Origin of the sequence: Arthrobacter sp. CAU 1506, from assembly GCF_005047635.1 — a bacterium.
In the GTDB taxonomy this organism is placed as follows: domain Bacteria; phylum Actinomycetota; class Actinomycetes; order Actinomycetales; family Micrococcaceae; genus Crystallibacter.
In genome coordinates, this window is sequence record NZ_SUKC01000001.1 from 366985 (window position 1) to 379542 (window position 12558).

Annotated in this window: 12 protein-coding genes; 10 read left to right on the plus strand and 2 right to left on the minus strand. The window is 66.6% G+C overall.

Annotated features, from left to right (window positions below; translation table 11 throughout):
• The first annotated feature begins 227 nt into the window (after window positions 1-227).
• Window positions 228-920: a TIGR03089 family protein gene (locus tag E4J89_RS01545; RefSeq protein ID WP_169303889.1), complete on the plus strand. Its 693-nt coding sequence runs from the start codon at window positions 228-230 to the stop codon at window positions 918-920.
• 102 nt (window positions 921-1022) lie between these two features.
• Here E4J89_RS01545 and E4J89_RS01550 read toward each other — a convergent pair whose 3' ends face one another.
• Complete coding sequence (locus tag E4J89_RS01550) at window positions 1023-1589, minus strand: GtrA family protein (protein WP_136784327.1); 567 nt, start codon at window positions 1587-1589, stop codon at window positions 1023-1025.
• Window positions 1590-1738: 149 nt separating this feature from the next.
• On the opposite strand from E4J89_RS01550, the gene E4J89_RS01555 reads away from it, so the two are divergent.
• From E4J89_RS01555 to E4J89_RS01575, 5 genes are all read left to right on the plus strand, one after another.
• Window positions 1739-2911, plus strand: coding sequence for a 5-(carboxyamino)imidazole ribonucleotide synthase (locus E4J89_RS01555; RefSeq protein ID WP_136784328.1), 1173 nt, complete (start codon window positions 1739-1741; stop codon window positions 2909-2911).
• On the plus strand, window positions 2908-3435 hold the full coding sequence (gene purE / locus E4J89_RS01560; RefSeq protein ID WP_136784329.1) for a 5-(carboxyamino)imidazole ribonucleotide mutase: 528 nt from the start codon (window positions 2908-2910) through the stop codon (window positions 3433-3435). The genes E4J89_RS01555 and purE overlap by 4 nt, the downstream gene beginning before the upstream one ends.
• A gap of 93 nt (window positions 3436-3528) precedes the next feature.
• On the plus strand, window positions 3529-5046 hold the full coding sequence (locus tag E4J89_RS01565; protein WP_136784557.1) for an LCP family protein: 1518 nt from the start codon (window positions 3529-3531) through the stop codon (window positions 5044-5046).
• A gap of 116 nt (window positions 5047-5162) precedes the next feature.
• Entirely contained in the window at window positions 5163-6440 is a 1278-nt protein-coding gene (gene manA, locus E4J89_RS01570; RefSeq protein ID WP_136784330.1) for a mannose-6-phosphate isomerase, class I, read from the plus strand.
• Window positions 6437-7474, plus strand: coding sequence for a peptidoglycan bridge formation glycyltransferase FemA/FemB family protein (locus tag E4J89_RS01575; RefSeq protein WP_136784331.1), 1038 nt, complete (start codon window positions 6437-6439; stop codon window positions 7472-7474). Before manA ends, E4J89_RS01575 begins: the two co-directional genes overlap by 4 nt.
• Window positions 7475-7569: 95 nt before the next feature.
• Here E4J89_RS01575 and glpX read toward each other — a convergent pair whose 3' ends face one another.
• Window positions 7570-8559, minus strand: coding sequence for a class II fructose-bisphosphatase (glpX, locus tag E4J89_RS01580; protein WP_136784558.1), 990 nt, complete (start codon window positions 8557-8559; stop codon window positions 7570-7572).
• Window positions 8560-8806: 247 nt separating this feature from the next.
• Between glpX and E4J89_RS01585 the strand changes: the two genes are divergently transcribed.
• The 4 genes from E4J89_RS01585 to E4J89_RS01600 all read left to right on the plus strand — a co-directional run bounded on the left by E4J89_RS01585 (window position 8807) and on the right by E4J89_RS01600 (window position 12496).
• Window positions 8807-9418, plus strand: a complete 612-nt coding sequence (locus tag E4J89_RS01585) for a DUF4245 domain-containing protein (protein ID WP_136784332.1) — start codon at window positions 8807-8809, stop codon at window positions 9416-9418.
• 61 nt (window positions 9419-9479) lie between these two features.
• Entirely contained in the window at window positions 9480-10094 is a 615-nt protein-coding gene (locus E4J89_RS01590; RefSeq protein WP_136784333.1) for a carbonic anhydrase, read from the plus strand.
• Between the two features lie 94 nt (window positions 10095-10188).
• Entirely contained in the window at window positions 10189-11616 is a 1428-nt protein-coding gene (locus E4J89_RS01595) for a class II fumarate hydratase (RefSeq protein ID WP_136784334.1), read from the plus strand.
• A gap of 199 nt (window positions 11617-11815) precedes the next feature.
• Window positions 11816-12496, plus strand: coding sequence for a TetR/AcrR family transcriptional regulator (locus tag E4J89_RS01600; RefSeq protein WP_169303890.1), 681 nt, complete (start codon window positions 11816-11818; stop codon window positions 12494-12496).
• Window positions 12497-12558 lie beyond the last annotated feature (62 nt).

Here is a 12558-nt window from a genome sequence, read left to right on the forward strand (position 1 = left end):
GCGCCGAATACGAGAATGCTGTTACACGTTTAATACCTAATTACACGGGTGTAATCCGGTCCAAGTCAAGTGCCGGCGGGAATCTTAGAGACAGGCGGACCCAAAACCGGGCACGCCACGCGAAGATCTTGCCAGCGTGACGCATGCCACACCCGTTGCAGCTAACGAAACCCCGGCCGCCGCCGCATCAAGCGGCAGGTGTCCACCGTCCGCACCAAAGGAACACCGTGAACCCTACCGCCACCATCACCGACCTGCTTGCCCGGCTGCGCCCGGACTCCTCCCCCTGCTTGGTTTGGTACGGACCGGAGGGCGAGCGCGTTGAGTTGTCCGGCCACGTCGTGGACAACTGGGTGGCGAAGACCGCCAACCTTCTGGCCGAGGAACTGGACGCCGGCGAAGGAACCTCCGTGGGCCTTCGCATGGCTCCCCACTGGCGGTCACTGGTCTGGGTGCTGGCAGCATGGCAGGCCGGCGCTACCGTCCGGCTGGATCCGACCGGTCCCGCCCCCGACGTGCTCGTGGCAGCCGATCCCGACCAGTTGACCGGAGACAGCACGCACCAAGTGCTCGTGGCCCCGGGGGCGCTCCAGCTGCGCTGGCCCGGGGACGTGCCGGACGGCACCCTGGACTACGCGGCGGAAGTACGGTCCTACGCCGATATTTATCTGGGGGTGGATAGCTTGGCGGCCGACGGCAGGGCCTTGGAGTACGACGGCGGAGACCTCACCTTCGCCGAGCTGCTCGGCCAGCCGTCGCCGGCTCGGAACCTGCTGGTACCGGCGCAGACAGCCTGGCCCGAAGTGTTGCGAGAGTCCCTGGCCACGTGGCAGGGCGGCGGCACCGTGGTCCTGGTGCACGCAGACGTGGAAGTGACCGAGCGCTTGTTGGACAGCGAAAGGGTCAGCGACCGGCTCTAGGGGACCGTCCGCAGCCGCCGTCCGGCTCCTGCCGGGTCCGGCCAGGGCACGGCCCGGGTCCCCGTCCGCCCGGCTCCTGCCGGGTCCGGCTCTCGTGGCCGGCTAACTCCTCGTGGGGTTGGCGGGGCCGTCAACCTCCGGGGTTTCCGCCGGCAGTTCGGCCGCCACATGCTGGCCACGGTTGCTCTCGAAGATCTCCCGGTCGGCGGCAAACTCCGGTTCGGCATCCAGTTCCACATTGAACACCAGGAAGCGGTAGGCAAAGAACCGCATGACAGTGGCCAGGACCGTACCGAAGATGCCGGCAAACAGCAGCATGGTTGGTTCGGTCACCTCCAGCGGGTACCGGACAATCCAGACGCAGCCGGCGGAAATGACCATGCCGATGACGTTGATCACCACAAACAGCACAAGTTCGCGCAGCGCGTTCGCCTGGCGGCGGTGGCGGAACGTCCAGTAACGGTTCGCGACCCAGGAGAACAGCGTCGCCACGGACGCGGAAACGAACCGCGCCTTCACCACGCTGTCGTCCATGGGACCGTTGATCAGCCACCAGTACACGCCGTTGTCCACGATGAAGGCGACCCCGCCGACCGTGCCGAACTTCGCTACTTCCCGCCAAAAGAGGGAAACCAGGCCGCTGATGCGCTCGGAAATAGTTCGATTCATGATCGAAGGAAGAGCCCTTTCGTTCTGACGCCGGAATCGCGCCGGCCAACGCATCATTGTATTGCCCAAAACTGGACGTTACCTAGGACATCCCGGCGCGGGGGATGCGCAATGCAGTTCTGCCAGAGTCGGTTCGGTAACCTGACAAGGTGAGTTTTCCAGTAATCGGTGTTGTAGGCGGCGGCCAATTGGCCCGAATGATGGCCCCCTGTGCGGTGGAGCTCGGCTTTGAACTGCGTGTTCTGGCCGAGGCCGACGATGTCTCGGCGGTCTCCGCCGTCGCCAAGGCACCGGTCGGCGACTACCGCGATCTGCAGGCCCTGCGCTACTTCGCCCACGGCCTGGACGTCCTGACGTTTGACCACGAGCATGTTCCCAGCGAACATCTTCAGGCCCTGATTGCGGACGGCGTGAATGTCCAGCCGCATCCGGACGCCCTGATCCACGCGCAGGACAAGCTGGTCATGCGCGAGGTGGTGGAGAAGCTGGGGCTGCCGAACCCTGCTTGGGGGTCCGTCTCCACGGTCGACGAGCTCGTGGCCTTCGGTGAGCAGACCGGCTGGCCGGTGGTACTCAAGACGCCGCGGGGAGGTTACGACGGCAAGGGCGTACGGATGATCCACGATGCTTCCGCGGCGGCCGACGCCTCCGACTGGTTCACCGGCGGTGCGCTGCTGGTCGAAGAGAAGGTCGACTTCAGCCGCGAGCTCTCGGCCCTGGTAGCCAGGACGCCGTCCGGCGAAGCCCGGGCCTGGCCGGTTGTCCACACCATTCAGGTGGACGGGGTCTGCGACGAGGTGATTGCACCCGCGCAGGACCTGCCCGCCGACGTCGCCGAAGCCGCCCAGCAGGCCGCACTGCAGCTCGCCGACGAACTCGGCGTGACCGGTGTGATGGCCGCAGAATTGTTCGCCACGCCCGGCCGTGGCCCCGGGTTCGTGATCAACGAGCTGGCCATGCGCCCCCACAACACCGGGCATTGGACCCAGGACGGCTCCGTCACCAGCCAGTTCGAGCAGCACCTGCGGGCGGTCCTGGACCTTCCGCTGGGCGATACCTCGGCACTCGGCGGCGTCGTCGTGATGAAGAACTATCTGGGCGGCGCAAATACAGACTTGTTCTCGGCCTACCCGCGTGCGCTGGCGGCCGAGCCCGCCGTCAAGGTCCATGGCTACGGCAAGTCGGTCCGCCCGGGCCGCAAGATAGGCCATGTGAACGTGGTGGGCCAGGACGCATCCCAGGTGGATGACCTGCGCCGCCGCGCGGACCGTGTTGCCTCGATCATCCGTGACGGTGTGGATCCTCAGGAAGGCAAGCCATGAGCCAAAAGCCGATAGTCGGCGTCGTGATGGGTTCGGATTCCGACTGGCCCGTGATGGAAGCCGCCGCGCAGGCGCTGGAAGAATTCGGCATCCCGTACGAGGCAGACGTTGTCTCCGCGCACCGCATGCCGGAGGACATGATCAGCTACGGCCGGGAGGCGCATACCCGCGGACTGCGCATCATCATCGCCGGCGCCGGCGGTGCCGCGCATCTGCCCGGCATGCTCGCCTCGGTGACTCCGCTCCCGGTGATTGGTGTGCCGGTGCCGTTGAAGTACTTGGACGGCATGGACTCGCTGCTCTCCATCGTGCAGATGCCCGCCGGGGTTCCGGTGGCAACCGTGTCCGTCGGCGGAGCCCGCAATGCCGGGCTGCTGGCGGTGCGCATGCTGGCTGCCGGCGGCGATGGGCTGGCCGAGCGGTTGCAGCCGGCCCTGCTGGAGTTCGCCTCAGGCCTGCGCCAGGCCGCCTATGACAAGGGAGCCGCCCTGCGCGAACGTGTCGCCGGCTCCGGCGAGGCCTAACCAGTGAGCCCCCAGCCGGCCACGCGGCCGTCCGGCGCGTCGGCCCGCGGAATAACGGATCCGGTCCGCTATCCGCAGCACGCCTCGGCGCCCATGCGGACCAAGCGCGCGTTCGTCCTGCTGCTGCTGACCCTGGTCATCCCGGGCAGTGCGCAATTGGTGGCCGGGGACCGTGCGCTGGGCCGGCGAGCACTGGCCGTCACGCTCCTGGTCTGGGCTGCCATTCTGGCAACCGGCATGATCGCCCTGCTGAACTGGACGCTGCTGGTGAACCTGGCCACCGGCCGCTGGACGTCGCTGATCCTGATCCTTGTGCTGGCCGCGCTGGCACTGTTCTGGGCCTTCCTGTTCCTGAACACGCTGCGCATCATCCGGCCCAACCTGTTGGCTCCCGGAGCCCGGCCCGCGGTGGCGGTGGCACTGGCCATCCTGATGGTGGTCACCAGCGGCAGCCTGGGCTACGCCGCGTATCTCCTCAACGTGAGCCGCAATGCCTTCGGCACCATCTTCGAAACCCGCCCGGCGTTCGACCCGGTCGACGGCCGCTACAACTTCTTGCTGATGGGCGGCGACGCCGGCGCGGGACGGGTCGGGCTGCGTCCGGACAGCATCCAGGTGGTCAGCGTGAACGCGGAGACCGGCCACACCGTCATGTTCGGCATTCCGCGAAACTTCCAAAACGCTCCGTTCCCGGCCGACTCTCCCATGCACGAGGTCTATCCGGAAGGCTTCGACTGCGGCGACGAGTGCATCATCAACGCCCTGTACGTGGACGTGGAGCAAAACCATGCCGACCGTTACCCGGACGCCAAGAACCCGGGGGCGGAAGCCATGAAGGACGCCGTCAGCGGCATCCTGGGCATCGACATCCAGGCGTACGCGCTGGTGGACATGGGCGGCTTCGAGGCGCTCGTGGACGCGATGGGCGGCATCACCGTGGACGCCGGCGGCTGGGTGCCGATCTCCAACAAGACCATTCCCGGAACCAACCAGCATTACCCGCCCAAGGGCTGGATTGCCCCGGGCGTCCAGGAACTCGACGGCTTCCACGCCCTCTGGTACGCCCGTTCCCGCGAATTCGCCACCGACTACGACCGCGTCCAGCGCCAGCAGTGCGTCATGTCTGCGATGGTCAACCAGTTGGACCCGGCTACCGTGCTGACCCGCTTCCAACAGCTGGCCGAAGCCGGCGAGCAGGTGGTGGAAACGGACATCCCCAGTTCCCAGCTGGGCAGTTTCGTCTCGCTGGCGCTGAAGGCCAAAGACCAGAAGACGGAGCGGCTGACTATTGGACCGCCGGACTTCGGAACCGCGGCGGACAACTTCGTCACGTACCCGGACTTCTCCCAGATCCACCCGCGGGTTCAGGAATTGTTCACCCAGGAACAGGAGACTGAAAAGAAGACCTCCAAGAACGACGACGGCCGCTCCGGCGGCGGGTCCAACGGCGGCGCCAAGCAGCCGAAGAAGTCCACACCGAAACCGGCGGATACCCCGGCCCAGGCGGAGCCGCAGATCACTGAGGAATACCTCCAGCAGCTGGCCGAGATTGGCGATACCGCTACGATCGGATCCCTGCTGGCCGACAACGGCAAATGCTCGCTCCCCTGATCCGGCTTTCCGGCGAGGCCGGGTCGTGCCGGCTGGGATGACTTCCCACTGACGGGCCGCGCCTGGTCGTTCCGGCAGGATCGAATTTCACCCAAGGACGAGAAAGAGGCTTCAAGATGTACCGGTTGACCAATGTACTGCGACCCTACGCGTGGGGTTCGACGACGGCGATCGCCGAGCTGTTCGGCCGGGAACCCTCCGGCGGGCCGGAAGCAGAACTCTGGATCGGCGCGCATCCGGACTCCCCCTCCACGGTTCAGCTGGCCGACGGGGACCAACCGCTGGACGAATTCATCAAGGAGAATCCGGGCGCCACCCTTGGCGAACCGGTGCTGGGCCTGTTCGGCGCCACCCTGCCCTTCCTGACCAAGGTCCTCGCCGCCGATTCCGCCCTCTCGCTTCAGGTCCACCCCACGCTGGAGCAGGCAAAGTCCGGATTCGCGGCGGAAAACTCCGCCGGCATCTCCTTCAACGACCCGCAGCGCAGCTACCGCGATGACAACCACAAGCCGGAGATGATCTTTGCGCTCAGCGACTTCCAGGCGCTGTGCGGTTTCCGTTCCCCGCGCGACGCCGCCCGGCTGCTGGCCGGCCTGCGGCCCAAGCTCGTTGAGTCCGGCGCCGGCCTTGAACTCCTGGACGAGGTGCTGCAGCTGCTGGAGGCCGGCGACGAAGAATCGGCCCTGCGAGGCGCTTTCGTCGCCCTGCTCGACGGCGGGGACCGCTCCGCCGCTTTGGCCACCGACACGGCCCGCGTCCTGGCGGCTGAACCCGCCGGAAGCCTGGGCAACGAATACGCAGCGGCCGCCCGTCTGGCAGAACTCTACCCAGGCGATCCTGGCGCCTTGATCTCGCTACTGCTGAACCTCGTCACCCTCTCCCCCGGCCAGGCGCTGTGCTTGCCGGCCGGCAACATCCACGCCTACCTGCAGGGCCTTGGCGTCGAGGTCATGGCGACCTCGGACAACGTGCTGCGCGGCGGCCTCACGCCCAAGTACATCAACGTGCCGGAGCTGGTGAAGATCACCGATTTCCGCCCGATCACGCCTCCGTTCGTGGAACGCACCACCACCGACGCGGGCCAGGAACTGTACTGCCCGCCGTTTGCCGAGTTCCAGCTCCAGCGCATTGAATTGTCCGACGGCGGCAACCCGGTGCCGCTGGCGCAGCATGGTCCCACCATCGTGCTGGCGGTCTCCGGGAGCGTGCTGCTGGACTCGCCGAAATCCGACCTGACGATCAGCCGCGGCGAGGCCGCCTTCATTCCGGCTGCCGAACAGCCAGTGAACGTCCATCCGGCGGCCGGAACCGGTGCCGGCGCCGTGTTGTTTGCGGTCACCACGTCCGGCAGCACTCATGAATTCGACGAACAACGAACGGGAGCAACACTTTGACCGCTTCGATCCTGCAGTCCGAACCGTGGGCCCGCTTCCAACGGAGCCTGGGCAAAGAGGTTTTTGAGCGCAGCGGAGACGGCTGGACCTTCCTGGCCATTACGGAAAAGACGCCGCTGGGCCGGTTCCTGTATGTCCCGTACGGCCCCGCGGCTGCAGACCACGCCGCACTGGTCCGCGCGCTGGCGGCCTTGCGTTCGCTGGCTGGCGAACAGCGCGCCCACTACGTGCGGATCGAACCCGTCGGCACGGACCTCGGCCAGCGGCCGCAGGCTGCGCTGCAATCCCTGGGCCTGGTCAAGGCCCCGGTGGACGTCCAGCCGAAACTGACCTGGATGCTGGATCTCAGCCAGCCGGAAGAGGACTTGCTGGCCGGCATGCGCAGCACCAGCCGAAACCTCTACCGAAACATCCACAAGAAGGGCGTCACCTTCGACGTCTCGACCGATCCCAAAGACATCGGCATTCTGCTGGGGTTCCTGCACGATGTCTCCGAGCGCGCCGATTTCAAGGCCCAGTCGGACGACTACTTGCGGCAGGCTGCCCGGAACCTGGTGCCGGCCGGCGCGGCCAAAATCTTCATTGCGCGCTTGGAGGGAACGCCGATCGCGGCAGCGCTCTCCTACGACACGGAATCGACCCGGGTCTATGCCCACGCCGCCGCCGACGATGCCCACCGCAAACTCAATGCCGGAATTCCGCTGGTGGTCACCATGATGATGGACGCCCGTGCCGCCGGCATCGACCGCTTCGATATGTGGGGCGTGAGCCCGGAAGACGAGCCCGACCATCAATGGGCCGGGTTCTCGCGGTTCAAACGGTCCTTCGGCGGCTATGAGGTCAGTTATCCGGGCAGCTGGGACCTGCCGGTCAACCAGCTCATGTACCGGGCCTACCTGCTCACCCGCCAGGCCCGCGAGTCGGCTGGCCCCGCCGTGCACAAGGCGCGCACCGCCGTCGTGCCCGCCGTGCACAAGGTGCGCAGCGCCGTCGTACCCTCCTTGCGGAAGCTGCGAAGCAAGCTGCCCCGCTGACCCGGCGTCGGCTGTCCCCGCCGGCGTGCCGGCGGGAACAGAAAACCCCGCACCAGCCTGGGCCGGTGCGGGGTTTTCGTTATGCCGGTGGGCGGCTAGAGCTTCCGCTCGAAGCGGTCCCACTTGTATTCCTGGTGCTCACCCTCGACGAAGCGGATGGTGCCGGACTTGGAACGCATCACGATCGACTGGGTCAGGACCTTGTGGTTCTTGTACCGGACGCCGCGCAGCAGGTCGCCGTCGGTGATGCCGGTGGCCACGAAGAAGCAGTTGTCGCTGGTGACCAGGTCATCGGTGGTCAGCACCCGGTCCAGATCGTGGCCGGCGTCGATGGCCTTTTGCTTTTCCTCGTCGCTGGTGGGCCAGAGCCGGCCCTGGATCACGCCGCCCAGCGACTTGATGGCGCAGGCCGTGACGATACCTTCCGGCGTGCCGCCGATGCCCATCAGGACATCCACGTCGGTGCCTTCGCGGGCCGCTGCGATGCCGCCGGCAACGTCGCCGTCCATGATGAATTTGGTGCGTGCTCCGGCAGCGCGGATCTCCTCGACGTATGGCTTGTGCCGGTCGCGGTCCAGGATCATCACGTTGATCTGGTTGATCTTCTTGTTCTTGGCCTTCGCGATCAGGTGCAGGTTCTGCTTGATGGGCAGGCGCAGGTCCACCAGGTCCGCGGCTTCGGGGCCGGTGACCAGCTTCTCCATGTAGAACACGGCCGAGGGGTCGAACATGGTGCCGCGCTCGGAGACAGCCAGCACGGACAGCGCATTGTTGATGCCCAGCGCCGTCAGCCGGGTGCCGTCGATCGGGTCGACGGCGACGTCGCACTCGGCGCCCGTGCCGTCGCCGACCTTTTCGCCGTTGAACAGCATCGGGGCTTCGTCCTTTTCGCCCTCACCGATGACCACCACGCCGTTGAAGCTGACCGTGGACAGGAACGCCCGCATGGCGTCCACGGCTGCGCCGTCGGCGCCGTTCTTGTCTCCGTAGCCCACCCAGTGGCCGCCGGCAATCGCCGCGGCTTCGGTGACGCGCACCAGTTCCAGGGCCAGGTTGCGGTCCGGCTCGTTGTCGCCGACACGCATCGACGGGGGGAAGTTGGAAAAGGGATCAGCCTGGGCTTCGTGGGACACTTCGACCTCATCTTCGAGTAGCTCTTCAGACAACACCGGCTGTGGTGCCGTGGTGGATGAATCTGCGGTGCGGACATCTTCCATTGCTTTCGATCATAGTCGTCAGCACCTGGGGATCCAGACGCGTCGCGGTCAGCGTCCCGCCGGTGGGCAGCCGCCGGTGTGCGCGCGGGCGGCGGGTATCTGAGATCATGGAGTGGTGAGTGAAGTACGTCCCGAGGAATCGACCGAAACGGCTGGATCGGCTGAATTGCCGGTCAAACCCGTGCTGACGGCCAAGCAGGCCAACCGGGCGAAAGCCCCGGTCGTGGGCATGCTGCTGGCCGTAGGGCTCACGCTGGCAGTGCTGCTGCCGGTGATGTTCCTGAACCCGGGCAGTAAGCCCGATGTCTACAAACGTAATATTGACGTCCCGGGCGTCGCGCTGCAGGCCGAATCCACCGCTGGTTACCTGCCGCTCGCCGTTGACCTGCCGGACGGCTGGACCTCCAACTACGCCCGGTGGAACACCGGTGGCACGGCCCAGGTACCGGCATGGGAAGTCGGCTACCTCACGCCCGGTGGGGAGTACATCGGGCTGGTCCAAACCGACAAGGCGAATCCCACCTGGATCGGCCAGACGACGGACTACGCACCCGTCACCGGCGACCGCAAGGCCGGGGCCAGCTGGGAACTGCGTGATGCCGGCAAGGGCGAGCGCAGCCTGGTGCTGGAGCGCGGCGATGTCACCGTCATCCTGAGCGGCACAGCGGAACTGGACGAATTCGACGTACTGGCCACCGCCGTCGCCAAAGAGCTGGACCGCAAGTAACGAACGTCTCGGCGCGTCCCGGATGCACGGACCGTGCCGCTGCAAGCAGTAAGGTTGCTTCGTGCCCACCTCACTGACTCCCGCCCAAGCCTGGCAAAAACTTCTCGACGGCAATGCACGCTTTGTTGCAGGCACGTCGGTCCACCCCAACCAGGACGCCGCACGGCGCAGTTCGTTGGTCAACGAACAGAATCCTTTCGCCATCATCTTTGGCTGTTCCGACTCCCGCCTCGCGGCAGAGATCATTTTCGACCTGGGCCTGGGCGATGCCTTCGTGGTCCGCACTGCCGGCCACGTCCTCGGCGACTCGGTGATCGGCTCGCTGGAGTACGGCGTGGACGTGCTCAACGTCCCGCTGATCGTCATCCTGGGCCACGACAGCTGCGGCGCCGTCACCGCCGCCAAGGACACGGTGGACACCGGTGTGATGCCGCGCGGCTGGCTGCGTGACCTGGTGGAGCGGATCACTCCGTCGGTCCTGGCCGCCCGGCGTGCCGGACACGACGACCTCAACGACATGGTGATCGAAAACGTGCGCCAGTCCTCCGAACGCCTGCTGGACAGCTCGCGCGCCATTTCTGAAGCCGTCGACGCCGGCCGGACCGCCGTGGTCGGCGTTGCCTACCGACTGGCGGACGGCCGCGCCGACCTGGTCGCAGGACACGGTTCGCTGTAGCCCGGGCGGCCCCTCGCACGGGCCGCCGTCGCACCGCGGGCAGCGGGCGCAACACGATTCGGACCCGCGCCGCGGCGGGCATAAGCTTGGAGCCATGACTTCTGCTGATTCTGCTGAATACCGCATCGAACACGACACCATGGGCGAGGTCCGGGTTCCGGTCAACGCCCTCTACCGTGCGCAGACCCAGCGCGCCGTCGAGAACTTCCCGATCTCCGGCAAGACGCTGGAGCGCGCCCACATCGAGGCCCTGGCCCGGATCAAGAAGGCTGCCGCCACCGCCAACGCCGAGCTGGGCGTGCTGGACGGCGAACTGGCCAAGGCGATCGCCGACGCCGCCGACCAGGTAGCCACCGGCCAGTACGACGGCGACTTCCCGATCGACGTCTTCCAGACCGGTTCCGGCACCTCCTCGAACATGAACACCAACGAGGTTCTGGCCGAGCTCGCCACCCGCGCCCTGAAGGACGCCGGCAGCGACAAGACGGTCCACCCGAACGACCACGTGAACGCCTCGCAGTCCTCCAACGATGTGTTCCCGACCTCGGTGCACGTGGCAGCCACCTCGGCGCTGATCAACGACCTGATCCCGGCGCTGGACTACCTGGCTGCTTCGCTGGAGCGCAAGGCGGAGGAGTTCAAGGACGTAGTGAAGTCCGGCCGCACCCACCTGATGGATGCCACCCCGGTCACCCTGGGCCAGGAGTTCGGCGGTTACGCCGCACAGGTACGCTACGGCATCGAGCGCATTGAAGCCTCGCTGCCGCGCGTGGCCGAGGTCCCGCTGGGCGGCACCGCCGTCGGTACCGGCATCAACACACCGGCCGGGTTCCCGCAGCGCGTGATCGAGCTGCTGGCGGCCGACACCGGCCTGCCGCTGACCGAGGCCCGCAACCACTTCGAGGCGCAGGCCAACCGCGACGGCCTGATCGAGGCCTCCGGCCAGCTGCGCAACATCGCCTACGGGTTCATGAAGATCAACAACGACCTGCGCTGGATGGGCTCCGGCCCCAACACCGGCCTGGGCGAGATCGCCATCCCTGACCTGCAGCCGGGCTCCTCGATCATGCCGGGCAAGGTCAACCCGGTCATCTGCGAGGCCGCCATCATGGTGGCCGCCCAGGTCGTGGGCAATGACACCACCATTGCCTTGTCCTCCACCAACGGCGCGTTCGAGCTGAACGTGGGCATTCCGGTCATGGCCGCCAACTTGCTGGAGTCCATCCGCCTGCTGGCCAACACTTCCCGGGTCATGGCGGACAAGATGATCGACGGGCTGACCGCCAACGTGGAGCGCGCCCGCTTCCTGGCCGAGGCCTCCCCCTCGATCGTCACTCCGCTGAACAAGTACATCGGCTACGAAAACGCCGCCAAGATCGCCAAGCACTCGGTTAAGGAGGGCCTGACCGTGCGCGAGTCCGTCGTCGCGCTTGGCTTCCTTGAGCGCGGCGAACTGACCGAAGAGCAGTTGGATTCCGCCCTGGACGTGCTCTCCATGACGGTGCCGCCGCAGGCGAAGTAGTCCACCGCTCCCCCGCGGGCTTCGGAGGGCGTTCCGGCTTCGGCCGGGACGCCCTCCGTTTGTCTGGGTCGCCCCCGCTTGTCTGGGTCGCCCCCGCTTGTCTGGGTCGCCCTCCTCTGCGCCGTCGTCCCCTCGCCGGCCGGATGTGGCCCAGACCACTTTGTTGCACTATTTACCAAATAGTGCAAAAGTACACTTCGTGCCAGATGATGCAAATAACGACGGCGGCGGCCTGCGCGAGCGCAAACGCGCCGCCACACGCTCAGCCATCACGGCCGCGGCCCGGCTGCTCACAGCCCGCAGCGGCATCAACGGGTTCACCGTCGAGCAGGTCTGCGAGCGCGCTGGCATCTCCCGGCGCACCTTCTTCAATTACTTCCCCACCAAGGAAGATGCCATCCTGGGCCACCCCGGCGATGACATTCCGGAGGCCCTGGCGGAAGCGTTTATTGCAGGCGGCGGCAGCACAGGGCCAGACGTGGTCTCCGACTCCCTCTGGCCGGACTTCATTGAACTGGCCGTCGGCATGATGGAGTCAATGGCCATGACCCGCGCGGAAGTCGTTGCCCTCAAGGATGCCATCACGGCCGAGCCCCGGTTGATGGAACAAGCCATGCACGGTTCCAGCGCCGTCGAGCAGCACTACGTGGCAATGCTGGCGGAACGGGAATCCTTGCCGGCCGATGACCCGAGGCTGCAGATGGCCATCGGCGCCATGGCCAGCGTGGCCAAGTACGCCGGGACGATGTTCTTCGCGCCGGACAACTCACGCAGCTACCGCGACATCCTCACCTCCGCCATCGAGGCGCTGGCAGCCGTCGCGCCGCGGCCCGGCGCCACCGGAGCGGTCCACCTTCCGCCCGCTCCGCCATCCGACTGACCACCGGCCGCCCCGAGCGGCCTGACTCCTGATTCCTGATTCCTGATTCCACCGCCCGTTAC

Coding starts and splice junctions, on each gene's coding strand:
- E4J89_RS01550 (WP_136784327.1), bottom strand. CDS start 1,589: ATGAATCGAACTATTTCCGAGCGCATCAGCGGCCTGGTTTCCCTCTTT.
- purE (WP_136784329.1), top strand. CDS start 2,908: ATGAGCCAAAAGCCGATAGTCGGCGTCGTGATGGGTTCGGATTCCGAC.
- E4J89_RS01565 (WP_136784557.1), top strand. CDS start 3,529: ATGCGGACCAAGCGCGCGTTCGTCCTGCTGCTGCTGACCCTGGTCATC.
- manA (WP_136784330.1), top strand. CDS start 5,163: ATGTACCGGTTGACCAATGTACTGCGACCCTACGCGTGGGGTTCGACG.
- glpX (WP_136784558.1), bottom strand. CDS start 8,559: ATGCGTGTCGGCGACAACGAGCCGGACCGCAACCTGGCCCTGGAACTG.
- E4J89_RS01595 (WP_136784334.1), top strand. CDS start 10,189: ATGACTTCTGCTGATTCTGCTGAATACCGCATCGAACACGACACCATG.